This window comes from Acidovorax sp. (assembly GCF_046339755.1).
Classification (GTDB): Bacteria; Pseudomonadota; Gammaproteobacteria; order Burkholderiales; family Burkholderiaceae_C; genus Acidovorax.
In genome coordinates, this window is sequence record NZ_JBKDTZ010000410.1 from 1 (window position 1) to 24664 (window position 24664).

The following is a 24664-nucleotide window of genomic DNA, read 5'->3' on the forward strand; positions in this document are numbered from 1 at the left end:
GCGCAAGAGCCTGGTGGCGGCCATCGAGGCCGTGCGCGGCGGCCAGAAGATGGACAGCCCCGAGGCCGAGGGCCAGCGCGGCGCCCTGGCCAAGTACTGCCTGGACCTGACCGAGCGCGCACGCATCGGCAAGCTCGACCCGGTGATCGGCCGCGACGACGAGATCCGCCGCGCCATCCAGGTGCTGCAGCGCCGCACCAAGAACAACCCCGTGCTCATCGGCGAGCCCGGCGTGGGCAAGACCGCCATCGTGGAAGGCCTGGCCCAGCGCATCGTGGCCGGCGAGGTGCCCGAATCGCTCAAGGGCAAGCGCGTGCTCAGCCTGGACATGGCGGCCCTGCTGGCCGGCGCCAAGTACCGCGGCGAGTTCGAGGAACGCCTGAAGGCTGTGCTCAACGAACTGGCCAAGGACGAGGGCCAGACCATCGTCTTCATCGACGAGCTGCACACCATGGTGGGCGCCGGCAAGGGCGAGGGCGCCATGGACGCGGGCAACATGCTCAAGCCGGCCCTGGCGCGCGGCGAGCTGCACTGCGTGGGTGCCACCACGCTGGACGAATACCGCAAGTACATCGAGAAGGACGCTGCGCTGGAGCGCCGCTTCCAGAAGATCCTCGTGGGCGAGCCCACGGTGGAGGCGACCATCGCCATCCTGCGCGGCCTGCAGGAAAAATACGAGGTGCACCACGGCGTGGACATCACCGACCCGGCCATCGTGGCCGCGGCGGAACTCTCGCACCGCTACATCACCGACCGCTTCCTGCCCGACAAGGCGATCGACCTGATCGACGAGGCCGCCTCCAAGATCAAGATCGAGATGGACTCCAAGCCCGAGGTGATGGACAAGCTCGACCGCCGGCTGATCCAGCTGCAGATTGAGCGCGAGGCCGTGCGCCGCGAGAAGGACGAGACCTCGGTCAAGCGCTTCGGCCTGATCGAGGAGGAGATCGTGCGCCTGCAAAAGGAGATCGCCGACTACGACGAGATCTGGCAGTCCGAGAAGGCCCAGGCCCAGGGCAGCGCGCATGTGCGCGAAGCCATCGACAAGCTCAAGTTCCAGATCGAGGAGTTCACCCGCAAGGGCGACTTCAACAAGGTGGCCGAGCTGCAGTACGGCAAGCTGCCCGAGCTCGAACGCCAGCTCAAGGAAGCCCAGGCCAAGGAAGCCGGCAAGGACGGCGTGGCCAGCGCGCCGCGCCTGTTGCGCACCCAGGTCGGCGCCGAGGAGATCGCCGAGGTGGTGAGCCGCGCCACAGGCATCCCCGTGGCCAAGATGATGCAGGGCGAGAAGGACAAGCTCCTGCAGATGGAGGCCAAACTGCATGAGCGCGTGGTGGGCCAGGAGGAGGCGATTGCGGCCGTGGCCAATGCCATCCGCCGTTCGCGTTCGGGCCTGTCCGATCCCAACCGCCCCACCGGCTCCTTCCTGTTCCTGGGCCCTACAGGCGTGGGCAAGACCGAGCTGTGCAAGGCGCTGGCGGGCTTTTTGTTCGACAGCGAGGACCACCTGATCCGCATCGACATGAGCGAGTTCATGGAAAAGCATTCCGTGGCCCGCCTGATCGGCGCGCCACCCGGCTATGTGGGCTACGAGGAGGGCGGCTACCTGACCGAGGCCGTGCGCCGCAAGCCCTACAGCGTGCTGCTGCTAGACGAGGTGGAGAAGGCCCACCCCGACGTGTTCAACGTGCTGCTGCAGGTGCTCGACGACGGCCGCCTGACCGATGGCCAGGGCCGCACCGTGGACTTCAAGAACACGGTGATCGTGATGACGAGCAATATCGGCTCGCACCTGATCCAGGCCATGGTGGGGCAGGACACGGACGACATTAAGGAAGCGGTCTGGGGGGAACTCAAGAACCATTTCCGACCCGAATTCCTGAACCGCATCGACGAGACGGTGGTGTTCCATGCGCTGGACGCGAAGAACATCGAGGCGATCGCGCGCATCCAGCTGCAGTTGCTGGAGGCACGCCTGGCCAAGATGGACCTGCAGCTGCAGATATCGGGCCCGGCGCTCGAAGAGCTGGCCAAGGTGGGCTTCGACCCGGTGTTCGGTGCCCGTCCGCTCAAGAGGGCCATCCAGCAGCGGATAGAAAATCCGCTGTCCCAGCTGCTGCTGGAAGGCCGGTTCCCGCCCAAGAGCGTGATCCCGGTGACGGTGGATCCGGTGCTCGACCCCGGGGTCTTCCAGTTTGGCGGGGCGACCGAGCCCGCTTGAGCTGGGAAAAAGGGCGGTCCATGGGGCCGCCCGTTGAAAGGAAAGGTGTCGTTTGAACGATCTTGTTTCGGGTTTGCTGCGCTTTCTGGTGCGTGCCCTTGTGCTGGCCATGGGGCTCGTGGTGTTCCTGAGCCTGCTGGCCGCAGCGCTGGTTCTGGGCCTGGTATGGGCCGCGCGCGCCACCTGGGCGCGGCTCACGGGCCGGCCCATGGCGCCCTGGGTGATGCGGGTTGACCCGCGCACCGGATTCAGCGCCGCCATGCGCTCCCGGGCCCAATGGGGGGCTGCGCGGCCGACCGAGGCTGCCGCCGAACCGGCAGCGCCATCGCGGCGCGGCGGGGTGTTGCCCGGGGCCGTGGAGGTGACCGACGTGGAGCCGCGCGAACTGCGTTGAGAAGGCCGGTCCGAGGCCCCGAAAGGGGCCGCCGGCAGCGCTCGGCATGCCCCTCTGGACGCGCTGGCATGGCCCGGTCGCAGGTGCAGGGGCCTCTATCATGCGTTCCATGACACCAGCCGACATACACGCCCTCTTTGAAACCCAGCGGCAGGCCAGCCGCACACAGGTCGAGGTGCCTCTGCTTGTGCGCCGCGAACGCCTGCTGCGCCTGCGCAAGCTGCTCGACGAAAACGGCGCCGTGCTGGCGGCGGCGGTACAGGCCGATTTCGGCATGCGCTCGCCGCGGCTCACCGAGGTGGCGGATTTCTTCGTGCTGCGCTCGCTGTTGTCGCACACCCTCTCGCACCTGGCGCGCTGGATGAAGCCGCAGAAGGTGCGCACACCGATCTACCTTCAGCCTGCCTCCGCGCACATTCAGCGCCAGCCGCTCGGGGTGGTGGGGGTGATCGCTCCGTGGAACTACCCCATCCAACTGGCCCTGGCGCCGGCCATCACGGCACTGGCGGCGGGCAACCGCGTGATGCTCAAGCCCAGCGAGCTCACGCCCCACACCTCGGCCCAACTGGCGCTGCTGGTGGCCCAGTTCTTTGCGCCCGATGAATTCTGCGTGGTACAGGGCGATGCCAACGTGGCGGCCCTGTTCGCCTCGCTCCCCTTCGACCACCTGGTGTTCACGGGTTCGACGCCGGTGGGGCGCAAAGTGGCGCTGGCCGCTGCGCAGAACCTCACGCCCACCACGCTGGAGCTGGGCGGCAAGTCGCCCTGCATCATCGACGGCGATTGCGACATGCAGGATGCCGCGCTCAAGATCGCGCATGGCAAGTTGCTCAATGCCGGCCAGACCTGCATTGCGCCCGACTACGTGCTGGTACCGCGCGGGCGCGAAACCGAGTTTGCCAACGCCTACCGGGCCGCCGTGGCGCGGCTGTTCCCGACCATCGAGGGCAACCCCGACTACGCCTCCATCATCACGCCGCGCCACCACGCGCGGCTGCGCACCATGCTGCAGCAGGCGCAGACGCAGGGGGCCGAGGTGCAGGCCATCGACCCCACGGCCGGCAAGCCGGTGGTGAACACGGTGGGCACGCTGGGCGATGGCGTGAGCCGTCAGATGGCGCCCACCCTGGTGTTCGGCGTCACGTCGGACATGCAGATCATGCAGGAGGAGATCTTCGGGCCCGTCTTGCCTGTGATCTCGTACGAGCGCCTGGACGATGCCGTGGCGCACATCAATGCCGGCCCGCGGCCGCTGGCGCTGTACTGGTTCGGCCAGAGCGAGGCCGTGCGCGACGACGTGCTGCGCCGCACCGTGAGCGGGGGCGTGACCGTCAACGACACCCTCATGCACATCACCCACGACAACCTGCCCTTTGGCGGCGTGGGTGACAGCGGCTGGGGGGCCTACCACGGGGAGCCGGGCTTTCTGCGCTTTTGCCACCAGAAGTCGGTGCTGGTGCAGTCGCGCTGGGCAATGGGATCGGTGTTCTACCCGCCCTATGGCGCGCGCTTCGACCAGGTCATGGGCTTTCTTCGCCGCTGGGTGCTGTAGCCGGTTGCGCAGGCCCTGGTATGGCCGGGGAGGCACCGCTGACCAGCTGAACGATGGCATCGCGCAGCTGTCCCGTGGACACGGGCTTGTGCAGCAGCAGGGCCGAGGTGGTCTGCGCGTCGCGCAGGCGCTGGGGTGAGGTGTCGCCGGTCATGATGATGGCCGGCACGGGCACGCCCAGATAGGCGCGCAGCGCCTGCAGCACCTGCTTGCCGGTTTCTTCGTGGCGCAGGCGGAAGTCGGTGATGATCAGGTCGGGCGTGCTGTCCTCGATGTGTTCCAGCGCATCGGCGCTGGATTCGGCCGTGGTGCAGCGGCAGCCCCAGCTTTGCAGCAGGGCCTGCATGCCCAGGCGCACGGATTCGTCGTCGTCGATGGCCAGCACATGCAGGCCGGTGAGGTCGTAGTGGCTGAAGGAGGGCGGTGCTTCGTCCTCCAGGGCGCCCTGCCACAGGTCGAGCCAGAGCCTGAACACCGAACCCCGGCCCGGGTGGGAGTTGATTTCCACTGCGGTCCCCATTTCGCGCACCAGGCGCTTGACGATGGCCAGGCCCAGGCCCAGGCCCTTGCGTCGGTCGCGTTCGGGGTTGCCCAGCTGGTGGAATTCCTTGAACACGTTGTCCCACTGGCTTTGTGGAATGCCGGCGCCCGTGTCCCACACTTCCAGGGCGATGCGCCGGCCCCGGCGCCGGCAGGCGATGAGCACACCGCCGCGCGCGGTGTAGCGCAGTGCGTTGGAGATGAAGTTGTGCATGACCAGCATGACCAGCGAACGGTCGGCATGGGCCGCGGCCGAGGTTTCGTGTGTGCGGTAGACCAGCCCGGCATTGTCGGCCTGCACGCCGAACTCCTGCTCCAGTGCGGTCAGCAGGGGCTGCACGGCGAAGGCGGTGGGCCGCACCTTGACCACGCCGGCCTCCAGCCGGGAATAGTCGAGCAGGGTGGTGAGCATTTCCACGGCTGCGCTTGAGGCGGCGTGGGCATGGCCCAGCACGGTGAGCTGGTGCGGGCTCATGGGGCTGCGCTGCAGGGTTTCCAGGAACAGGCCCATGGCGTGCAGCGGCTGGCGCAGGTCGTGGCTGGCGGCGGCCAGAAAGCGCGATTTGTCCCGGTCGGCGCGCTCGGCCTCCTCCTGCGCGGCCAGGGCGCGTTGCGATTCGGCGCGCAGCTCGGCCACCAGGCGCTCGTTCTCGAGCTTGAGGGCGATGCTGCGGCGCGTGGCCGTATCGCCCGTGCTGGCCTGCAGGCCGGTGAGCGCGTAGTACACCAGCACCAGGAACAGCGCCGGCCACATGGCCGGGCCGCCGCTCATGGCCACGGCCACGAAGATGCCCCCCACGGCGCAGGTGAGGTAGGTGATGTAGGCGCGGTACAGCGGCGCGCCCAGGCCCAGCGCGCCGGAGGACACGGTGCTGACGATACCGATGGCGTAGATCACGCTCTCGGGTGTGCCCCAGTACAGCACCACGTAGCCCAGGCTGCCCCAGCTCAGGCCCATGGCGGCCATGCAGGCCATGAGCTTGCGCGCCGAGTGCAGCACCGGGTCGCGCTGCGGCGCCATGCCGCGCAGTGTGGCGTACACCCCGACGACCACCAGCGCATGCGAGACCAGCCAGATACTGACCACCTGGGTGTCTGCCACGCGTGCCATCACCCACAGGGTGCCCAGGGCCGTGGCCAGCGACGCCAGCAGGGTCATGGGAAAGTTCTGGCGCAGCAGCGTGACTTGCTCGCGCAGGACCTCTTCGCGCTCCCAGCGCCGGCGCGACCAGGGCCAGCGCGGGATCAGCGGCAGGGCTTCAGACAAGGTCATGGAGCGGCGGCGTGGACAGGCCCAGGCGCTGGGCCGCCAGCAGCGCGGCGCTGCGGCTGTTGACGCCCAGTTGCGCGAAGATGGCGGCCACGTGCACACGCACGGTGTTCTCGCTCAGGCCCAGGTGACGCGCGATGACCTTGTTGGGCTTGCCGGTGCACAGCAGCGACAGCACTTCGAGCTGGCGCGCCGTGAGGGTGGGTGCGGCGGGCGCACGCACGGTGGCGGCGTTTCCGCTGTTCGGCGGGAAGCAGGGCTGGCCCGAGAGGGAGATGCTGATCGCCTCCAGGATGTCCTCGCCGCTGGCTGATTTGGGCAGAAAACCGTCGGCACCGCGCGAGCGGGCCTCGTACACGGCGTCGGGCGCAATGCTGGCCGAGACCAGGACGATGCGGGCGCTGGGATAGGACTGGCGCAGCAGGCGCAGGCCATCAAGGCCGCTCATGCCGGGCAGCTGGATGTCCAGCAGCACCAGGTCCACCGCGGCCGGGGCCAGGGCGCAGGCGTCGGCAATGGAGCCGGCCTCGGCAATGGAGCCCACGGCAGGGTGGTCCTGCACGATCAGGCGCAGCCCGGTGCGAAACAGGGTGTGGTCGTCAATGAGCAGCAGGCTGGCAGGCATGCCCTGAGTATTGCGCACAACACCGGGTGAGGGAACCGGGACCAACTAGTCCATTTGTGCGATGGACGCAAGGGCAGGTGGTTTCTAGACTTTACCCCATGGACTGAGCACACTACCGTATGTTGCCAGTGCACTGTGGCGGTTGGCAGGGACCAACCATCCATCCAACCACCAGGGGAATACAACATGACTGCCAGCGCTTTCCAGAATCCGACGCCTTCATCGCCCGAACACAAGCCCTCCGCCGGCGTGGGCGTGGGCGGCAACTGCATCGCACAGATCGTGCACGACAACTGTCCCGATCTGCTGGCCTCGGCGGGTGTGATCATCGAGCACCTGGATGCGCAGGCGGGCAATTGGCAGTTTTCCACCGACAACGGCCTGACCTGGCGCAGCGCCCGCACCGACCTCATCAACCGCCCGGGCTGCATGGGCCTGGCGCTGGACCGCGATGCACGCCTGCGCGTGCTGCCCTTCAGCGGCCACCGGGTCAGCGGGGTGCGCATCGTGTTCCATACCGTGCAACGCAGCCATGGCCAGGGCAGCGGCAGCTACCGCGCCTATGCCCCCGACGAGCGCGATGGCGGCTCGCGCACCGTGACGCTGGTCGTGGGCCTGAACGCAATCAACGGCATGCCGCCCGAGGTGAAGGTGCCGCGCCCGCGCAACAAGCGCGCACTGGCGCAATCGGCCCGCGAGCGCGCCGAAAACGGGCTTGGCGGCTCGATGGCCCTGGCCTGACGAGGCGTTCGGAACCCGCCTTTCAGGGGCTGTCTGCGGGCAACCCGCAGGCCCGGGTACCCTACCGGCGAGGGGTGAAAAACCGTTTGCGGCGACAATGCCGGTCCTTTCGTTTTTTCACACCCTGTTTTCGTTCGGTTTTTTCATGTCCAGTATCCAGGTTCGTCCCGCTACGCTTCGCGATGCCAAAGCCATCGCCCAGATCCACACCGTCTCCGCCCAAGAGGCTTACAAGGGGCTGGTGCCAGACGAGCAATTGAAGTCCATGTCCTCCGTCGACAAGCGCCAGGCCTACTGGCGCGAAGCCATCGAGTATTGCGAACCCCAGGTGCAGGTGGCCATCGATGGCGAGAAGATCGTCGGCTTCGTCGGCTATGACCGCTCTCGCGATGAGAAGTCCCGCCCCACCACCGGTGAAATCTGGGCCATCTACGCGGCGCCCAGCCACTGGAACCAGGGCGTCGGCCTGGCCCTGTGGGATGCCGCCCGCGATGGCCTCCAGGAAGAAGGCTGCACCAATGTCACCGCCTGGGTGCCGCTGCGCAACGAGCGCGCCATCCGCTTCCACGAGCTGGCGGGCTTCAAGCAGGAGCTCTCCACCGCCAAGACCAATGTGATCGGCGGCGTCAAGATCGAAGAAGTGCGCCTGAAGCGCCCGATCACCAACTGAGCCCCCATGATCGCGTGGAACCACCTGGGCCAGGCCCACAGTGCCCGGTGGCGCTCTGAAAGCAGCGCGCCGGCCCCGCGCCGGGTGGTGACCGCCGACGACACCCTGTCTGCCGATACCGCCTACCGCCTCGCTTGCGAGGGGACAGGACTGCTCTGGCAGGGGGATTTCCAGAATGCGCGCATGCTGCTGCAGGCGCTGATGCGCCGGGTGGACCGCAAACCGCGCAAGGCGGCTGCCAAGGCCGCCGAGAAGGCGGCCACTGCCACCCCGGCCCAGGCGTTTCACCTGCACCGCCAGGCGCAGGCCCAGCGCGCGCGGGTTCTGTCATCGATCCTGATCCCCCTTTCGCCCGACTACGGCATCGACCTGCGCCGTGCGCCCGCCGGGCGCCAGGCCTGTACCGAGGCCTGGGGCCCCGCCGACGGCGAAGCCTCGGTGGCCACGCTGCGTGAGCTGCTGGGCCTGGTGGGCGCCTTCGAATGGCGCAAGAAGGGCGTGGAAGTGCCCGCGCTGGGCGCAGGCCCGCACAACCGCATCCATCCGCACTCCGGTGTGTTCTCTCCGGTGCGCGGCGAGTATGTGGACCTGGTGGCCCAGACCTCGCTGCCCTCCGTCGCACTGGCGTTCGACATCGGCGTGGGCACCGGGGTGCTGTCGGCCGTGCTGGTGCGCCGCGGCGTGCAGCGCGTGGTGGCCACCGACCAGGATCCGCGCGCCATGGCCTGCGCGCGCGACAACCTCAAACGCCTGGGGGTGGCGGACCGGGTGGAGTTGCTGCAGGAGGACTTGTTTCCGCCGGGCCGGGCGCCCTTGGTGGTGTGCAACCCGCCCTGGGTGCCGGCACGCCCGAGTTCACCCATCGAGCATGCCGTGTACGACGAGGGCAGCCGCATGCTGCGCGGCTTTCTGGCGGGCCTGGCGGCCCATCTGGAGCCGGGCGGCGAAGGCTGGCTGATCCTGTCGGACCTGGCCGAGCACCTGGAACTGCGCCCGCGCGAGCAACTGCTGGGCTGGATCGCCGAGGGCGGCTTGCGCATCCTCGGCCGCCACGACGTGCAACCCCGGCATGCCAAGGCCGCGGATGCCGCAGATGCTTTGCACGCCGCCCGTTCCGCCGAAGTGACTTCCCTCTGGCGGTTGGCAGCCATCGGCTGAACCCGCGGACCCGCAAGAGCCCGGCTCAGGCCTCTGAGGTGGTGCTTTCGGGTTCCCGGGGCAGCAACTGGTCCATGCGGTCGCGGATGGTCTGCGCGCGTTCGGCACCAGCCATCTGTGCCACTTCCTCCAGCAGGGCTTCGCCCACGTCGAGCATGCTGGCACGATCGCGCGCACCACGCAGGGCCTCGTGGAATTGCCTGGCCAGGGCCGGGTCCCGGCGTGCGAACATGCGCTCGCAGATGTCGAACAGGTACATGCGCGTGCCGGCGAGCGAACGCAGGGCATCGCTGGGGTCCTGGGGCTTGTGGGCTGCGGCCACGGGTTCCTGGGGCACTGCCTTGGGAGCCTCGGCGATGTCGGCCGGCGCCACGGCGGCGCTGGGCGCATCCGGCAGCGTGGCCGGTCCGGCCAGGTAGCCCTGGCGCATGAGGTTGTCCACGATCTGCGCGCCGATGCCGTTGTACATGGCCTGCAGGTCCGACAGCGATTTGCCGTCGGCCAGCAGCAGCAGGGACCGTTCGCGCAGGCTCAGGGTGCGGACCCCGGGCGAGAGTTCCAGGCGGGCTTTGTCGGTTTTTTGGAGCAGCATGATGGAGGCGCGGGCGGGTACGGGACGGTGTACCTGCCATTGCAGCATCCCGGCATGACGCTGTGATGACCCGGGTGCCGCAAAATGGAGGTTTGTCGACGGGGGGCTGCTCCAGGCCGCCCCGCGGCATTTCCTGTTCTTGGTGTTTTTGGTGCGATGACCCTGCTGCTGGCCCCGATGGAGGGGCTTCTCGATTTTGTGCTGCGTGACGTGCTCACCCGGGTGGGCGGCGTGGACCGCTGCGTGTCCGAATTCATCCGCATCACCGGCACGCTGCTGCCGGACAAGGTGTTCCTGCGCTACCTGCCCGAGTTGCGCAACGGCAGCCGCACGCTGGCCGGGGTGCCGGTGCGCGCGCAGTTGCTCGGCTCCGACCCGGTGAGCATGGCCGAGAATGCGGCACGCCTGGCGGCGCTGGGCCCCGAGGGGATCGACCTGAACTTCGGCTGCCCGGCCAAGGTGGTGAATCGCCACGGCGGCGGGGCGGCGCTGCTGCAGGAACCCGAACGCATCGCCACGGTGGTGGCGGCAGTGCGGCGTGCCGTGCCGGCGCACCTGCCCGTGTCGGCCAAGATGCGCCTAGGGTTCAACGACGCCGGGCTGATGCGCGAATGCGCGCAGGCCATGGAGGCGGGTGGCGCCTGCGAGCTGGTGGTGCATGCCCGCACCAAGGCCGATGGCTACCGGCCGCCGGCCTATTGGGAGCAAATACCGGCCATCCGTGCTGCTGTGGCCCTGCCCGTGGTGGCCAATGGCGAGATCTGGACCGTGGCCGACGCGCTGCGCTGCCGCGCGGTGTCGGGTTGCGATGCCTTGATGCTGGGGCGCGGCATGGTGGCCGACCCGGGGCTGGCGCGGGCCATCCGTGCCAGCGATGGCGGCACGCCGGGGGCCGATACTGTGGAGTGGGGCGACTTGCTGCCGCACATCGCCGCGTTCTGGCAACTGGTCTGCGACGACCTGGAGCCACGCCAGCGCGCCGGCCGCCTCAAGCAGTGGCTGAACCTGATGCGCCGGCGCTTCCCTGAGGGCGAGGCGGCCTACCAGCATGTTCGCACGATGACCGACCAGCGGGCCATCAGTGCCTGGGTGGCGGCGCTGCAGGAGGGCGGGTCTGCTACAGCAGGTGGTCCGGTGCCAGTGGGCCGAGCAGCTGCAGTATCAGCCTGAGCGGGGCGGAGGCGTCCGGCGCGGTGGTGCTGTCCTGCAGGCCGCTGCCCTGGGGTGCATGCCACAGCAGTCGGTTGCCGGGCTGCTGCAGCTCCACGCGCCAGGCCAGTTCGCCCAGGGCCGGCTCGAGCCGGGTGGTGATGCGGCGTGCCAGTTCGGTGCTGCGGATCAGCAGTGCGATCTCGGTGTTCTGCTTTTGTGAGCGCATGTCCAGATTCATGGAGCCGATGGCGACCAGGCGGCCGTCCATCACCAGCACCTTGGAGTGCAGCATGGCGCGGGAGCCGCCCACCGAACCGGTGGGCGAGGTGTTGCCGCCCCCGGAGGAGCCGCCCGGCATTCCCAGCGCCGTGCCCAGGCCAGTGAGCTCGCTGCGCATCTCGTAGAGTTCCACCCCCATGGCCAGCAGCTCGGGCCGGTGCCGGGCATAGCCGGCATGGGCGATGGGCGCGTCGTTGGAGGCGAGCGAGTTGGTGAGCACCCGCACCCGCACACCGCGTTCGCGGGCTTGGGCAAAGGCACGTTTCATGTCCGGGCCAGGCACGAAGTAGGGCGAAATGATGAGCAGCTCTCGCCGGGCCTGGCCCATCAGGTGCAGCAGGCCATCAACCACCGTATCGCCTTCGCCGGCATCCGCCATGTCCGTGGAAGGCAGTGGCGCTGCTGCCGTGCCACTGGCGGCTGCGGGGGCACCGCCGCCTGCGGGAGGGGCGATGCGCGCGGCCTGCCGGGCATTGCTCGACGCACTGGCGGTTGCCGGGGCTGGCGACGAGGCGCTGGCCTGGCCTTCGGCCGGGATCTTGGCGGGCTGGTCGACCAGCACCACGGCAGGTGCCCAGACAAAAGCCGCGCTGCCCAGGTCCATGGGCTGGTAGTCCCAGATGCGGCTGCGGCCGGCTTGCGCAGCCCGGGGATGGTCCTGGTTCGGGGCCGGTTCGTCGACCGGGGGTTGGAGCGTGCCCAGGGCCACCTGGCGCTCGCGCTCGGCGGCATCGGCCGCTTCGTACTGGCTGCGCATGGTGTCCAGTTCCTCGCGCGTGACCAGCGACTGCACGGGGTAGGCGCGCTGGTTGTTCCAATAGTGGTCGAAGCTGCGAGACAGGTCCTGCACGATGGGGCCGGCGGCCAGTACGTCGAGGTCGACGAAGTTGCCGGCATCGGCCGTGCCGAAATAGGCGTCGCCCAGGTTGCGCCCGCCGGTGACGCCCATGGCGTTGTCGGCAATGAAGAGCTTGTTGTGCATGCGCTGCTGGGCCCGCGAGAAATCGGTGGCCGCCCCGAGCATGCGGCCCAGCGTGGAGCTGCGCGCCCCGGTGAGCGGGTTGAACATGCGCATCTCGATGTTGGGCACGAAGGCCAGGCGCATCACCTGCGCATCGCGCCCGGCGCTGTGGAAGTCATCGAGCAGGACCCGCACCCGCACCCCGCGCTGTGCGGCATCCACCACACCGCGCAGTAGGCGCTCGGTGCTGGCATCGGCATGGATGGCGTAGTACTGCAGATCCAGGGTCTTCTGCGCCGCCTCGACCAGCGCCAGGCGGCTGCTGTAGGCCTCCTGGGGCCCTCCCAGCAACAGGAAACCCGAGGGGTGGCGGGCGCCTGCCGCCTTGCGGTTGGCCTCCACCAACTGCCCCAGCGGGGTGCTGGCGGGCGCCGAGAGGGCCATGGACTCGGGGCGCGCCACATCCTGCGGCAAGCTGGTGCAGCCCGTGATCACCGCCACGGCAAGGGTGGCCGCAAGACCCATCCAGCCGCACCGGGCGGTGGCTGCTAGGCTCTTCAAGGTGAGGGCGGTGGGCATAGGTGGGCGGCAGGCTTCTGGAGACTACCCAGGTATAGCCTGCTGCTACACCGCAGGGTGTCGGACGGGGCGCCGATACGTAACGCTGTGTGAATGGCGCCACGCCGAACAGGCGCGGGTCGGCCCCTTCAGTGCCTACCAGCTGACTTCGCGGTCCGGCGTGGCGCTGATCTTGTGGATGGAGAGGTCCGCGCCGTCGAATTCCTCTTCCTGCGACAGCCTGAGGCCCACCGTGGCCTTGAGGGCGCCGTACACCACCAGCCCGCCCAGCAGGGCCCAGGCCACGCCCAGGGTGGTGCCGATGAGCTGTGCGCCGAAGGCCACGCCGCCGAGACCGCCCAGGGCCTTGCTGCCGAAAATGCCTGCCGCCAGGCCGCCCCAGGTGCCGCACAGGCCGTGCAGGGGCCAGACACCGAGCACGTCGTCGATCTTCCATTTGTTCTGGGTCAGGGTGAACAGCAGCACGAAAATACTGCCCGCGATGGCACCCGTGACCAGGGCGCCCAGCGGGTGCATGAGGTCAGAGCCCGCGCAGACGGCCACCAGGCCCGCCAGGGGGCCGTTGTGCACGAAGCCCGGGTCGTTCTTTCCCAGCACCAGGGCGGCCAGCGTGCCGCCCACCATGGCCATCAGCGAATTGACGGCCACCAGCCCCGAGAGCTTGTCCACGGTCTGCGCGCTCATCACGTTGAAGCCGAACCAGCCGACCACCAGAATCCAGGCACCGAGGGCCAGGAAGGGGATGTTCGAGGGCGGGTGGGCCGAGATGGCGCCATCCTTGCGGTAGCGGTTGGCGCGCGAGCCCAGAAGAATCACCGCCGGCAGGGCGATCCACCCGCCCACCGCATGCACCACGATCGAACCGGCAAAGTCATGGAACTCCTCGCCCGTGAGCGACTTGATCCAGGCCTGCACGCCGAAATGCTGGTTCCAGGCGATGCCCTCGAAGAAGGGGTAGACGAAGCCGACGATGATGGCCGTGGCGATCAGCTGCGGCCAGAACTTGGCGCGTTCGGCAATGCCGCCGGAAATGATGGCCGGAATGGCGGCAGCAAAGGTCAGCAGGAAGAAGAACTTGACCAGCGAATAGCCGCTTTGCTGGACCAGGGTGTCGGCCCCCACGAAGAAATGGGTGCCGTAGGCCACGCTGTAGCCCACCGCGAAATACACCACGGTGGACACGGAGAAGTCCACCAGGATCTTGACCAGGGCGTTCACCTGGTTCTTCTTGCGGACCGTGCCCAGCTCCAGAAAGGCGAACCCGGCATGCATGGCCAGCACCATGATTGCCCCGAGCAGAATGAACAAGGCGTCCGTGCCCTGTTTGAGTGCTTCCATACCATCTCCACGCGATTGTTTGATCTGTTTTGGTGCGTCTCACTGCGCTATGCAATGAGTGCACCAATTTCAAGCAAAAAATGCGCCAGCATGTGGCATGCTCACCGTGGTGGTGCTGTACTGTTTTGGTGCGTTTGCAGGTTGGTAGCCAGGTCAGAAGCGGTCGCGCCCCTGTACCCGCGCGACGATGCGCAGGTCGGGCCCGATGCGGTCCACGGAGACATACTCGAGCGCGGTTCCCTCCGTGAGCGCTTGCAGCGGCGCTGTCTGGGCCATGCCCAGGCCCGGCCCGAGCAGCCGGGGCGCCAGGTAGAGCAGCAACTCGTCCACCAGCCCTTCACGCAGAAAGGACCCGTTGAGCTTGTGGCCGGCCTCCACGTGCAACTCGTTGACGGCCCGCTTGCGGCCCAGGTCCTGGAGCATGGCGCACAGGTCCACCTTGCCCTGGGCATTGGGAAGGCGGATCACCGTGGCGCCCTGGCCCTCCAGGGCCGCTTGTTTGGCGGCGTCGTCGCTGGCGGTGTAGATGAGGCAGGTGCGGCCCGGGATGGAGAACAAACGGGCCTGCAGCGGGGTCTGCAACTGGCTGTCGACGATCACCAGGTGCGGCTGGCGCGGTGTGGCGACCTCGCGCACATCCAGCCGCGGGTCGTCGTCGAGCACGGTGCCGATGCCCGTGAGCACGGCGCAGGCGCGTGCGCGCCAGGCATGGCCGTCGGCGCGCGCCTCAGGGGAGGTGATCCACTGGCTCTGCCCGTTGGCCAGGGCGGTGGTGCCGTCCAGCGAGGCGGCTGTTTTCATGCGCACCCAGGGCGTGCCACGCACCATGCGGCTGAAGAAGCCGATGTTGAGTTCGCGCGACCCTTGTGCACCCGGCCCCACGACCACCTCCACGCCCGCCGCGCGCAGGCGCCCAAAGCCCTGGCCGGAGACGAGCGGGTTGGGGTCCGCAATCGACGCCACGACCTTGCCGATGCCGGCGTCGATCAGTGCATCGCAGCAGGGCCCCGTGCGCCCCTGGTGCGAGCAGGGCTCCAGCGTGACGTAGGCGATGGCCTTGCGCACATCGTTGCCCCGGGCCGCCGCATCGCGCAGCGCCATGACCTCGGCATGCGGGGCGCCCGCCTGCTGAGTGAACCCCGGGACGAGGACGCGGCCATCGGGCGTGGTGATCACGCAGCCCACGCGGGGGTTGGGGTTGGAAAGACAAAGCGCCTGAGTGGCTAGCTCAAGCGCTTTGGTGGTCTGCTGTTGTTCCGAAGAGGGCGCCATGGTTGCGTGCATGCTAGCGCATACGCCTCTTTTCTGTCGCAACCATTCAGCTCATTTGTTCCAGCATTCGGAGACGGCGAGGCCGGTGGGGGTCGTCGTGCCCGTGGCCATTCCTCGAACGCCTGTATGGGTAAGGGTCAGATTACCGCATTTATCGTTTTCCTGCGCAGTTCCTGCATCACGTGTGGCCGTGAGAGTGAAGGTGGTTGCGGTGGAATTTGACACCGAAATGGTGTAGCGCTTGACGGTGTCGCCCGCCCACGTCAGGTTGGCTGGGAGTGGTGAGGCGGGAGCCACGGCAGTGGGGTAGACCCCCGTCGCCGTGGCCGCGCGCTCCATGTACTGGGCTGCCTGCAGCAGGCCGGCACGGGCGTCAGCGCGGTGTCCACGGCGCACGTACTCGGCATAACTGGGTACGGCGATCGCTGTCAGGATACCGATGACCGCCACTACGATCATCAGTTCAATCAGCGTAAAGCCCTGGTTTTTCTGACGCATGGGGTGCCTGCTCCTGTAAGCGGTGTTCATTGCAGTTGGCGCCAGCTGGGGCGCATGGATTGCTCTGGCATGGTGTTGAACTCATCCTTCTGGCCCTTGCCATAGTTGATGATGCGGTTGCCCTTCTTGATCATGGTTTGCGCCCCTTTGGACACGCCCATGCGGGATACGCCCTTGTCCGCGCTGTTGTACTTGCCGTCGCCGGTCAGGTCCATCAGCGGAACGGTTGCGGGCTTTGCATCCATGATGTTGATCAATGTCAGATATTGACGCTCGGCTTCGGTGGAGGCTTCGCAGACCTCCACAGTCAGGTCCACCGCTTCGTTGCCCATGGCGGGTACCTGCGAATAGATGGCCATGATGTTGCTGCCGTCAAAGAAGGGCATGGGCTTGAGTTGCCGCTCCCCAGTGTCGGGCAGATCCAGATACCAGCCTTTCTGGGTGGTCCAGTCTACTGTCACGGCGCTGCCTTCCTTGGTCATATTCCAGAAGGTGCGGCCGGCACTGGCCAATTGGCCCGCTTCGGACGACACACTCACAGACTGCTTGGCCAGGCTGCTGACGCCGGTTCCAACCGCCGCCGGGGCAGGAACACAATCGGCTCCTGATGGGCACGTGCCACCGCCGGGGTGCACTTCCAGGCGTTGTGCAGCACCGGTTCCCACGGTGCGGTAGCGGGTGTTGTCCAGTATGGAATAGATGCTCTGCACGGTAACGGCCCGGCGGTCTGCCACTGCCAGGTTCTGGCCGGTGCCAAACGCCACCATCATGCCCCCCACTGCCTTGCCGCTGGCGAAGCGGTCATTGGCACGCACGGTGGGCGGAATAGTGATGGGCTGGGGAACATTGCGTGTCGTTGCCGAAGCCGTGGCGAGCCCCACTGCCGTGTACAACGGAGCACCGCCGAAGGCAACACCCCACTCGGTCGGCGTGCTGCTGGCGATGATGAACTTCCACATATTGCCTTTGAGGTCGCCCGCATAAGCCACGTCGGGACGGCCATCGCCATTGATGTCCACAAGGCGAGGTGCCGACAGGCCGTTGTCGGTGGTCTTGATGTCGGCGCCCGTGGCCAGGCTACCGGTTGCCACCAGGCGCAAAACTTCCTTGGCGCCATCCAGGTACTGGATCATGAGCACGGGCCGCTGGTTCTTGCTGTTGTAGCCGTTGCCCATCACCACCGCCCAGCGGTTGTTGTTCATGCGCGTGATTTGCGTGGTGCGCTGTGGGTTGGCGTCGTCCAGCACCGGTGGCGCGAAGATATGGCCCATGTCCTCACTGTCCTTGCACTTGGCCTTGTCCGTCGCGTTGGTGATGGCATCGCAGTTGGGGATGGTGTCGCTGGCATGCAAAGTCTTGTCCATCACCACCAGGGTTTTGGCATTGGCTTCGGTGAAATTGCTGGCGCCACCCGACGTGGTTCCAGGGTTGGTCACGTCCAGTACGAAGTAGCCTTTGCCGCCCGCACCGAGGGTGCCCACCAGCATGGTGCGCCAGTCCGGTACGTACGCCGCGTCCAGTATGTCCCCGGTGGCGGTGTCCACGTCGCCTGTGAACGGAGAGCCGTCCACGTAATAAAGGTGGCGGTCATCGAAGGTGGGATCGGCAAGGCGGCCCAGTTGCCGAATCACGCCCTTGGGCACGTAGGCAATCTTCTCGCTGCCATCGGCCATCGAGAAGCCGTGCAGCATGCCATCGTTGCCACCCACATAGACCATGGGTTGGCGGTCCTTGTTCAGGCGTGCGAAAGTCGTGTAGCCCTTGAGCGCGTAGTTGCTGACGGGTGCGCCTGTGTACCAGACATTGGAATTGATGATGTCGCCCTGTATGGAGTAGCGCTGGCGAAATGGCTTGAGCGCAGTGTATACAGGCGTGACTGGTGGAGTCGTCTCGGCGATTGGAGGGGCGCCCAGAGGGGACAGGCTGCTGCTGCCACGGATGAAGTTGAGCCGATCCTGTCCCTTGCCATCATTGGCACCGGCGTCGGTGAGGCTGAGGTAGGTTTTCTGCGTGGTGCTGAGATTGCTCTGGTCGGTCGCCCATTTGAAAGGCACACCCCAGTTGTTGAGATCGCTGTAACTGAGGATCAGGCGGGTGTTGATATCCCTCACGTCCAGTTTTTCCGCCGTGTTTTTGCCGCCCCAAGCCACATTGGGCACAACGGTTCCGTCCTTCTGGACCGTTTCGCTGGTGATCCAGCCTTTCCAGGCCTTCGTCGGGTCGAACCCCGCAGTGAAGCTGGCGACGTCATTGCGGGTCACGGTGGTACCACTGGCGGCAGTGGAACCGGCATCTGGAGAGTTCTCTCCGCCGATGCGTGCCAGAATGGCGCGAAAGGCCTCCTGTAGGTCATTGCCTTCCTTGACGGCATAGAACTTGCCGCGCCCATTGATGGACGCATGCCAGAGGTCCAGTGCGCGGCGATCCTCTGCACTCATCTGGGGCCATTCCTTGGTGCCGGCGATCAGATCCGGGACGCTGCCGTCATAGCCAAACGGCACGGTCTCCGTCGGCTTGGTGAGGTTGTATTTTGTATTGGTGCCCGTGAAATCGGCTTTCCATGTCTGTGCCAGGTCACTGAAGCCGATGGTGTAGGTCACCATGTGCTGCCAGGTTGCAGGGTCGTACTTGGGGTTCCAATACTTCTCCACCGCCACGCCGCCAATGGTTTCAGTGGGCGGCGCCTTGCGGTATTCGCTGGTCTCCGGCACGTTGTTGATCATGCTGGCGGCCGTCTGCATGTCCACGGACCAGCTGTAGAAGGCCCAGTCGGCCAGCGTATCGCCCCACGCATCGCGGTAAATCCGGGTCTGGGCGTAGTTGGGGCTCGTCGTTGCGGTATTGGCAACGTACTGGGTGCCATCGGGCAGGGTCAGGGCGGCCGCCGGGCCATCCTTCTGTCCGCCCGATACCGCACCGTTCCATCGGCCGTCGGTCATCATGATGTGGTAGCTGCGGCGGCATCCCAGAAATGGGGTGGCCTGCACCATCGGCTTCGATGCCCAGGGGTTGGTATGGTCCATCGTGGTGCGCCGCATGTAGGCATCGGCCTGGCTCATCATCAGATGGGATGGCGTGCCGCCGCTGGGTTTCAGCTTGTCGACGAACGTGAGGAAGTTGGTGCGGTGGGTGGTGTCCAGTATGCGCATGGCATTCTGGTCGTTGTTGCCCACATCCTTGGCGCCGGGTGAGCCGCCGTTGTTCCACAGCACCTGCCAGGCCAATCGGATCTTGCCGTCAGGAACCAGGCTCAGATCATTGAAGACGTTCTTGAGGGCGTACTTCAAGACGTTCATGCGCCGGCTATTGGCGGGCCAGGTTCCGTCGGCGTTGGGCACCGTGTTGTTGTTGGCATCCGTGGTGCCAATGCAGTCCGAGGCGCTTTCCTTGTTCAGGCAGAAGTCCATACTGCCCGAGTCGTCTACGGAGATAATGACGTTGGGGGCCACAAAAGGCTCCACGGAGCCCGCCGGTGTCTGCGCGAAGTCGATTGCCCAGGCGGCATGCGGCGCCAAGGCCGCGCTGATCATCGACGCCAGCAGCGTTTTCTTGAAGTGAGAATGCTTTGAAGTCATGGTGAGCTCCAGGGATCAGTCTTTGCGTTTTTGACGCGCGTAGGTTTGCTGCAATACCACGCGCGTATTGGGCTTGAGGCCGTAGGCGATGGCCGTGACCCGGTACACCACGTTGGGCTGCAGATTGAGGGCAAGGTTGTTGGATCCGTTGGTGACAAGGCCGGTGTTGCCTGCCGTGGCGTCGTAGGGCAGCACTTCGATCCAGTACCAGCCGCCGCGGTTGGCGGCGCTGCGATCAGCCAAAATGGGGTTGCTGGTGCTGCCACTGCCTGTCAAGCCAAAGGCGGCGCCGGTGTACTGTCCGTAGCGAGCGCCCACGCCGCTGGTCATCTGGGCCAGAGTAACGCCCGAAGCTGCGGTGTTGTTGTTCCAGAAGTCCTGCAGTCCCACGCGCTTGAGACACAGCCCATTGCGGCATTTTGTCAAGGGGACATTGGGGCTGGCCGTTGCGTTGAAAGCGTCACCCGTTGCTCCATCGAGATCTGCCAACAGGGCGGCGACATCCTTTTCTTCGAGGGGAATCTTGTCCTGGGTGGTATTGCGGCAGACATTGCCGTTGCTCCCATCTATCACGCAAGTTGAACCATTGGAGTTTTCACCCCGCACATCCAGTTCTGCATCCTGCAGCAATGCCTGGGCGGCTTCGAATGCGCGTTGGTAGTCGGCGTCGTTGCCCACGATCATTTCGTTGAACAGTGCTGTGCGCGACGCCCACAGGGCGATGAGCATTGACAGCATGACGAGCACGATCACGACGAACAGCGAAATGCCGCGCTGGCGTTGGCGCGCTAAGAAGAAGGGGGGGGTACGTTGCATGGTGTTTTCCATTTGACCGGTGTCAGCCGGCCAGGCCTTGGCTGCGCAGCATGTAAACGTTGCGGAAGGTCATGTGCATGCGCCGGGTCCGGGGCGAGGCCAGTGTTGTCATGTCAACGTTGGTGGTGCCATCGCAGTCGCGGTAGGTACTGCCCGCTGGCATGTCGATCCTTTCCGTGCCGTAGACCACCAGGCACACCTCCACGCCGAACACGCTGGCCCAGTTTCCTGCTCCTACCTGGGTGGCGGTGCGGTATTGGATCTGGGGGTTGCCGAAGGGGGCGGGGTCGGTCTGCACCATGTAGCGCACCTGGAAGTTGGCTACGTTCTGGATGATGGGCTGCGCAGCACCCAACCCGGCACACTGCAGCTCATTCGTGGTGGTGTTCAATACAAACCGGCTCTGGATCAACGCATTGGCCGTCTGTCCGCCCAGGCAATCGCGCAGCAGGGAGTCCGTGCCGGTTGTCACCGTCTCGGTGTAGTTGCGGTATCCCACGGTGAGCTTGTACTGGCTGCTCGTGGGGTTGTCTATCCCGCTGAGTGTGTCAACAAACGGATCGAACGTTGTACTGTCGCTGCCGGTCGCCTTGGTTTCAAATGCGACGGCCTCCACGGGGTCGATCACGGCGCCGGCATCCGGCTTCTGGGGAGCAAGGTTCAGGCGCAGCGATCCCGCCTGCCGCAATTGCTTGCTCATGACGCGAAAGGCATATGCAGCTTGCTGCTGCAACTGGCTGGCATCGCTGACTGTTCCAGATACTCCGCGCGAGGCCACGATGGCGCCCAGTGCCACTGCGATGGTCAACAGGCCGATGGTGATGCCTACCAGCAACTCCACCAGCGTGAAGCCACGCTGGCCAGGGTATGGCCGCTTGTGCGGCGCCCGTAGTGTGCGGTGGCGGCCTGCAATGGATAGGGTGATAGGGGATTTCATGGGGCTTGCCTGGAGAAGCGCGGGTCCAGCGAAGGGCTGACTGGGGTCTTGTGCCATCAGGTTTTCCTGGTGGTTGCGGCGCAGAAGAACTGCACGTTGGTATCTGCAAAGTAGGGCGCGCAACGGGCGCTCACCGAGATGTATTGCAGGTGGCATGTGCGATTGGCGGGGCAGGTGACGGTGCCTCCATCGACACCGGCATTGATGGCATTTGTGTAGGTGCCTGCCGTATCCCGCTCGTTTTCACGCCAACTGATCATGATCCCCAGTTGGCGGCGGTTATTCGCATCGGTCTCCGCTCCGGCAAGAAAAACCGCTGCGTCGGACGCGGGGAGCGTGTTTATGACGGACTGCTTCCATTGGGAAAGGTCGTAAGCGGCGAGCTCGGAGTTGCTGCACGTGGCCGTTGCGCAGTTCTTGGAGGGTGCGGTGGGGGTGGCCCCGAACGCGGTGGGGTAGGAATTGATGTTGTTGAGCGCATTGGGGTTGACACTCAGGCGCTCGCTCAGGTCTTCGATCAGCCGCACGGCTTGTGCGCGCCGCACACTGGTCTGGGTATCGGCCAGGGTGCGCATCTGCACCCCCAGGATGCCGAGAATTCCCAGTGACATGACCACAATGGCGACGAGGGATTCGATCAGGCTGACGCCACGTTGCGAGCCATTGCTTTGGAAGCTTGCGGAATGCATGGAATGTCCTTTGGAGCAAGAGGCTGCGTTGCTGTGGCCCGTGGTTGCAGTCCGCGCAGGTTTCGAGGGGCGTGTGGTTTTCAGCATGCTTCGCTCCCTTTCTTGCGGACAACGCGGCCACCCATGCCAACGCAAAGGCGGGCTGCATTGGGGTCGGTCATGTCCTTGCCCTGGGGGGTGATGGCAAAGAACATGCTCGTTGGCGCAGTGCTGGCGCCTCCGGTATGGGATGCCATGCCCCAGCGATCAATCGAAATTCCTCCGTCGATGTTCCCTGCCAGAGTGACTGTCACGCGGGTAGGAGCGGCGACAGCCTGGATGGTGCACTCGTTGGGGGTGGCTGTCGGTACGCAGGCACCTTGAGCCCCATTGGCGTTGACGTCAGCGAACACGTTCCAGCCGCATCCCCACTGGGTTGGTCCCGTACCGTTATTGCAGGTGGGTGCGGTGCTGTCGTTTTTGCGAATGACAACGTTGCCGCCCCGCTTGATGGCTTCCGAGCGCGCAAGATAAACGGAGGCAGTGATGCTTTCTGCCGCATCGCGAACACGCCAGCGCTCGATCAAGGGCGTGAAACTCGGCGCCGCGAGTGCGGTCAACACACCAACGATGGCCACCACCACCATGAGCTCGATTGCCGTGAATCCTGCGCTGGCGCGGGCTGCTCTTCGGAGGGCGAAAATTCCTGGCGAATGGGAGGGGCTCAATGCTTGCATGGTTTTCATATTAAGTGACCGGATGTGACGTGACCATTGCGTGCTGACCAGTGGCATGGAAGCCGGGACAAGCGGCCAAAGACGGTGTTTCCCAAGGGCGCCGCCGCTACCTCGCCCGCATGCAAGTGTTGGCGCATGCCTGCTGTTTCGCGCATTCTGTTGCATTTGGGGGTATTTTGTCCGCTTGCTTTTGGCGGCCCCCTTGAGATGGCTGGGTGCTCGCTATTGAGGCCATTCTGGGCGCCTCCTGGGGCTTCGGCAAGGCCGAAAAGACCGCTTTGCCGGGCTGCGGGTTATAATCCGACGGTTTTGCATGGTGCAAGACGCACGCCCCCAGCCTTTCCAGCCGGTGGCGCAAGTAAAAACCGGGGTCTTCGGCGTTCTGCCTGGGGCCTCATCCAAGGAAAAACCCAATGATCGCATCCTCCATCAAGGCCGAAGTCGTCAAGGCCAACGCCCGTGCTGCCAACGATACTGGCAGCCCAGAAGTGCAAGTGGCCCTGCTGACGGCCCGCATCAACGAACTGACCCCCCACTTCAAGACGCATGCCAAGGACCACCACGGTCGCCGCGGCCTGCTGCGCATGGTGAGCCGTCGTCGCAAGCTGCTGGACTACCTCAAGGCCAAGGACGCCGACCGTTACACCGCGCTGATCGCCAAGCTGGGTCTGCGCAAGTAAGCTGTATCGCATGCAAAAACGCCTGGGTTAGTCCGCTAGCTCAGGCGTTTTTTACTTCGGAGCCGCAAAACAGAGCGAAGCTGTGTCATTCCAACGGGCCTGCCGCCGCCGCTGCGGGGTCAGGTTCGCTGGAATGGCATCGTGTTCTGAATTGCACTCCAAGCCATGCTGGCATTGCATTGCCAGCTACAACAATAGGAGCTGAACATGAGCATTTTCAACAAAGTTACCAAGACCTTCCAATGGGGCGACAGGACCGTCATCATGGAAACGGGCGAAGTCGCCCGCCAGGCCTCCGGCGCCGTGCTGGTGAACATCGATGACACCGTTGTGCTGGCCACCGTGGTGGCTTCCAAGTCGGCCAAGCCCGGCCAGGACTTCTTCCCCCTGACCGTTGACTACATCGAAAAAACCTACGCTGCCGGCAAGATCCCCGGCAGCTTCTTCAAGCGCGAAGCCAAGCCCAGCGAACACGAAACGCTGACCAGCCGCCTGATCGACCGCCCGATCCGCCCGCTGTTCCCGGAAGGCTTCTTCAACGAAGTGCACGTGGTGATCCACACGGTGTCGCTGAACCCCGAAGTCGATGCCGACATCGCCGCCCTGATCGCCACCAGCGCTGCCCTGGCCATCTCCGGCATCCCGTTCACCGGCCCCATCGGCGCCGCGCGTGTGGGCTACATCAATGGCGAATACGTGCTTAACCCTGGCCAGACCGCGCGCAAGAACTCGCAGATGGACCTGGTCGTCGCCGGTACCGAAGCCGCCGTGCTGATGGTCGAATCCGAAGCCCAGCAGTTGTCCGAAGAAATCATGCTCGGCGCCGTGGTCTTCGGCCACCAGCAGGGCAATATCGCCATCAACGCCATCCATGACCTGGTGCGCGACGCCGGCAAGCCCGCATGGGACTGGCAGCCGCCCGCCAAGGACGAGGCCCTGATCGCCAAGGTCGGTGCCCTGGCCGACGACAAGCTCGCCGCCGCCTACCAGATCCGCAACAAGCAAAGCCGCACGCAAGCCTGCCGCGAAGCCTATGCTGCCGTGATGGCCGGCCTCAAGGCCGAGGGCGTGGAATTCGACGCCGTCAAGGTCGAAGGCATGCTGTTCGACATCGAAGCGCGCATCGTGCGCAGCCAGATCCTGGCTGGCGAACCCCGCATCGATGGCCGCGACACGCGCACCGTGCGCCCCATCGAGATCCGCAACAGCGTGCTGCCCCGTGCCCACGGCTCGGCCCTGTTCACGCGCGGTGAAACCCAGGCGCTGGTCGTGACCACGCTGGGTACCGAGCGCGATGCCCAGCGCATCGACGCCCTGGCCGCGCAGGATGTATCGGCCCACGAGCAGGGTGCCTATACCGGCGAGGTGTCGGCCGCCATGCTCAAGGAATTCGGTGCGCGCTACGCGCT

General features: G+C 65.8%; 21 protein-coding genes. 9 read left to right on the forward strand and 12 right to left on the reverse strand.

Annotated features, from left to right (window positions below; genetic code table 11):
* From clpB to ACK59X_RS35105, 3 genes are all read left to right on the forward strand, one after another.
* On the forward strand, positions 1-2221 hold a 2221-nt coding region (gene clpB / locus ACK59X_RS35095), incomplete at its 5' end, for an ATP-dependent chaperone ClpB (protein WP_409964213.1).
* 52 nt (positions 2222-2273) lie between these two features.
* Entirely contained in the window at positions 2274-2615 is a 342-nt protein-coding gene (locus tag ACK59X_RS35100) for a hypothetical protein (protein WP_409964214.1), read from the forward strand.
* A 109-nt stretch (positions 2616-2724) separates the two neighbouring features.
* Complete coding sequence (locus tag ACK59X_RS35105) at positions 2725-4167, forward strand: coniferyl aldehyde dehydrogenase (protein WP_409964215.1); 1443 nt, start codon at positions 2725-2727, stop codon at positions 4165-4167.
* On the opposite strand, the gene ACK59X_RS35110 is transcribed toward ACK59X_RS35105, so the two are convergent.
* Positions 4136-5980 carry a hybrid sensor histidine kinase/response regulator gene (locus ACK59X_RS35110; RefSeq protein ID WP_409964216.1) on the reverse strand — a complete coding sequence of 615 codons (1845 nt, stop codon included), beginning with the start codon at positions 5978-5980 and terminating at the stop codon, positions 4136-4138. The genes ACK59X_RS35105 and ACK59X_RS35110 overlap by 32 nt on opposite strands.
* Positions 5967-6602, reverse strand: a complete 636-nt coding sequence (locus ACK59X_RS35115; protein ID WP_409964217.1) for a response regulator — start codon at positions 6600-6602, stop codon at positions 5967-5969. Before ACK59X_RS35115 ends, ACK59X_RS35110 begins: the two co-directional genes overlap by 14 nt.
* Before the next feature lie 186 nt (positions 6603-6788).
* Here ACK59X_RS35115 and ACK59X_RS35120 point away from each other — a divergent pair, with 186 nt between their 5' ends.
* The 3 genes from ACK59X_RS35120 (at position 6789) to ACK59X_RS35130 (ending at position 9171) form a co-directional block, all read left to right on the forward strand.
* The gene (locus ACK59X_RS35120; RefSeq protein WP_409964218.1) at positions 6789-7343 is read left to right on the forward strand and encodes a hypothetical protein; all 555 of its coding nucleotides are present in this window, start codon (positions 6789-6791) and stop codon (positions 7341-7343) included.
* A gap of 145 nt (positions 7344-7488) precedes the next feature.
* Positions 7489-8013, forward strand: a complete 525-nt coding sequence (locus ACK59X_RS35125; RefSeq protein ID WP_409964219.1) for an N-acetyltransferase family protein — start codon at positions 7489-7491, stop codon at positions 8011-8013.
* A gap of 6 nt (positions 8014-8019) precedes the next feature.
* Entirely contained in the window at positions 8020-9171 is a 1152-nt protein-coding gene (locus tag ACK59X_RS35130; protein WP_409964220.1) for a methyltransferase, read from the forward strand.
* Positions 9172-9196: 25 nt separating this feature from the next.
* Here ACK59X_RS35130 and ACK59X_RS35135 read toward each other — a convergent pair whose 3' ends face one another.
* Positions 9197-9763: a hypothetical protein gene (locus ACK59X_RS35135; RefSeq protein WP_409964221.1), complete on the reverse strand. Its 567-nt coding sequence runs from the start codon at positions 9761-9763 to the stop codon at positions 9197-9199.
* Between the two features lie 156 nt (positions 9764-9919).
* Between ACK59X_RS35135 and ACK59X_RS35140 the strand changes: the two genes are divergently transcribed.
* Positions 9920-10933 carry a tRNA dihydrouridine synthase gene (locus ACK59X_RS35140; protein ID WP_409964222.1) on the forward strand — a complete coding sequence of 338 codons (1014 nt, stop codon included), beginning with the start codon at positions 9920-9922 and terminating at the stop codon, positions 10931-10933.
* Here the strand turns inward: ACK59X_RS35140 and ACK59X_RS35145 are convergent.
* The 9 genes from ACK59X_RS35145 to ACK59X_RS35185 form a co-directional block, all read right to left on the reverse strand.
* Positions 10881-12734 carry a phospholipase D family protein gene (locus ACK59X_RS35145; RefSeq protein WP_409964223.1) on the reverse strand — a complete coding sequence of 618 codons (1854 nt, stop codon included), beginning with the start codon at positions 12732-12734 and terminating at the stop codon, positions 10881-10883. The genes ACK59X_RS35140 and ACK59X_RS35145 overlap by 53 nt on opposite strands.
* Before the next feature lie 135 nt (positions 12735-12869).
* Positions 12870-14072, reverse strand: coding sequence for an ammonium transporter (locus tag ACK59X_RS35150; RefSeq protein WP_409964224.1), 1203 nt, complete (start codon positions 14070-14072; stop codon positions 12870-12872).
* 153 nt (positions 14073-14225) lie between these two features.
* Positions 14226-15356 (reverse strand): bifunctional diaminohydroxyphosphoribosylaminopyrimidine deaminase/5-amino-6-(5-phosphoribosylamino)uracil reductase RibD, encoded by a 1131-nt coding sequence (ribD, locus tag ACK59X_RS35155; RefSeq protein ID WP_409964225.1) that lies wholly within the window; start codon positions 15354-15356, stop codon positions 14226-14228.
* 39 nt (positions 15357-15395) lie between these two features.
* Positions 15396-15842 carry a type IV pilin protein gene (locus ACK59X_RS35160; RefSeq protein WP_409964226.1) on the reverse strand — a complete coding sequence of 149 codons (447 nt, stop codon included), beginning with the start codon at positions 15840-15842 and terminating at the stop codon, positions 15396-15398.
* A 26-nt stretch (positions 15843-15868) separates the two neighbouring features.
* Positions 15869-19417 (reverse strand): pilus assembly protein, encoded by a 3549-nt coding sequence (locus ACK59X_RS35165; protein ID WP_409964227.1) that lies wholly within the window; start codon positions 19415-19417, stop codon positions 15869-15871.
* Between the two features lie 15 nt (positions 19418-19432).
* Positions 19433-20233: a PilX N-terminal domain-containing pilus assembly protein gene (locus ACK59X_RS35170; protein WP_409964228.1), complete on the reverse strand. Its 801-nt coding sequence runs from the start codon at positions 20231-20233 to the stop codon at positions 19433-19435.
* 22 nt (positions 20234-20255) lie between these two features.
* Positions 20256-21170: a PilW family protein gene (locus ACK59X_RS35175; protein ID WP_409964229.1), complete on the reverse strand. Its 915-nt coding sequence runs from the start codon at positions 21168-21170 to the stop codon at positions 20256-20258.
* Between the two features lie 56 nt (positions 21171-21226).
* Positions 21227-21859 carry a type IV pilus modification protein PilV gene (gene pilV / locus ACK59X_RS35180; protein ID WP_409964230.1) on the reverse strand — a complete coding sequence of 211 codons (633 nt, stop codon included), beginning with the start codon at positions 21857-21859 and terminating at the stop codon, positions 21227-21229.
* Positions 21860-21939: 80 nt separating this feature from the next.
* Entirely contained in the window at positions 21940-22584 is a 645-nt protein-coding gene (locus ACK59X_RS35185) for a GspH/FimT family pseudopilin (RefSeq protein ID WP_409964231.1), read from the reverse strand.
* 404 nt (positions 22585-22988) lie between these two features.
* On the opposite strand from ACK59X_RS35185, the gene rpsO reads away from it, so the two are divergent.
* Together rpsO and ACK59X_RS35195 are read left to right on the forward strand one after the other, a co-directional pair.
* The gene (rpsO, locus tag ACK59X_RS35190; protein WP_005793232.1) at positions 22989-23255 is read left to right on the forward strand and encodes a 30S ribosomal protein S15; all 267 of its coding nucleotides are present in this window, start codon (positions 22989-22991) and stop codon (positions 23253-23255) included.
* A 207-nt stretch (positions 23256-23462) separates the two neighbouring features.
* Positions 23463-24664, forward strand: a 1202-nt coding sequence (locus ACK59X_RS35195; RefSeq protein WP_409964232.1) for a polyribonucleotide nucleotidyltransferase, incomplete at its 3' end; no start/stop codon positions are given.

Coding starts and splice junctions, on each gene's coding strand:
- ACK59X_RS35135 (WP_409964221.1), bottom strand. CDS start 9,763: ATGCTGCTCCAAAAAACCGACAAAGCCCGCCTGGAACTCTCGCCCGGG.
- ACK59X_RS35115 (WP_409964217.1), bottom strand. CDS start 6,602: ATGCCTGCCAGCCTGCTGCTCATTGACGACCACACCCTGTTTCGCACC.
- ACK59X_RS35150 (WP_409964224.1), bottom strand. CDS start 14,072: ATGGAAGCACTCAAACAGGGCACGGACGCCTTGTTCATTCTGCTCGGG.
- ACK59X_RS35105 (WP_409964215.1), top strand. CDS start 2,725: ATGACACCAGCCGACATACACGCCCTCTTTGAAACCCAGCGGCAGGCC.
- ACK59X_RS35170 (WP_409964228.1), bottom strand. CDS start 20,233: ATGCAACGTACCCCCCCCTTCTTCTTAGCGCGCCAACGCCAGCGCGGC.
- ACK59X_RS35110 (WP_409964216.1), bottom strand. CDS start 5,980: ATGACCTTGTCTGAAGCCCTGCCGCTGATCCCGCGCTGGCCCTGGTCG.
- ACK59X_RS35125 (WP_409964219.1), top strand. CDS start 7,489: ATGTCCAGTATCCAGGTTCGTCCCGCTACGCTTCGCGATGCCAAAGCC.
- rpsO (WP_005793232.1), top strand. CDS start 22,989: ATGATCGCATCCTCCATCAAGGCCGAAGTCGTCAAGGCCAACGCCCGT.
- ACK59X_RS35120 (WP_409964218.1), top strand. CDS start 6,789: ATGACTGCCAGCGCTTTCCAGAATCCGACGCCTTCATCGCCCGAACAC.
- ACK59X_RS35160 (WP_409964226.1), bottom strand. CDS start 15,842: ATGCGTCAGAAAAACCAGGGCTTTACGCTGATTGAACTGATGATCGTA.
- ACK59X_RS35145 (WP_409964223.1), bottom strand. CDS start 12,734: ATGCCCACCGCCCTCACCTTGAAGAGCCTAGCAGCCACCGCCCGGTGC.
- ACK59X_RS35130 (WP_409964220.1), top strand. CDS start 8,020: ATGATCGCGTGGAACCACCTGGGCCAGGCCCACAGTGCCCGGTGGCGC.
- ribD (WP_409964225.1), bottom strand. CDS start 15,356: ATGCACGCAACCATGGCGCCCTCTTCGGAACAACAGCAGACCACCAAA.
- ACK59X_RS35140 (WP_409964222.1), top strand. CDS start 9,920: ATGACCCTGCTGCTGGCCCCGATGGAGGGGCTTCTCGATTTTGTGCTG.
- ACK59X_RS35175 (WP_409964229.1), bottom strand. CDS start 21,170: ATGAAATCCCCTATCACCCTATCCATTGCAGGCCGCCACCGCACACTA.
- pilV (WP_409964230.1), bottom strand. CDS start 21,859: ATGCATTCCGCAAGCTTCCAAAGCAATGGCTCGCAACGTGGCGTCAGC.
- ACK59X_RS35185 (WP_409964231.1), bottom strand. CDS start 22,584: ATGAAAACCATGCAAGCATTGAGCCCCTCCCATTCGCCAGGAATTTTC.
- ACK59X_RS35165 (WP_409964227.1), bottom strand. CDS start 19,417: ATGACTTCAAAGCATTCTCACTTCAAGAAAACGCTGCTGGCGTCGATG.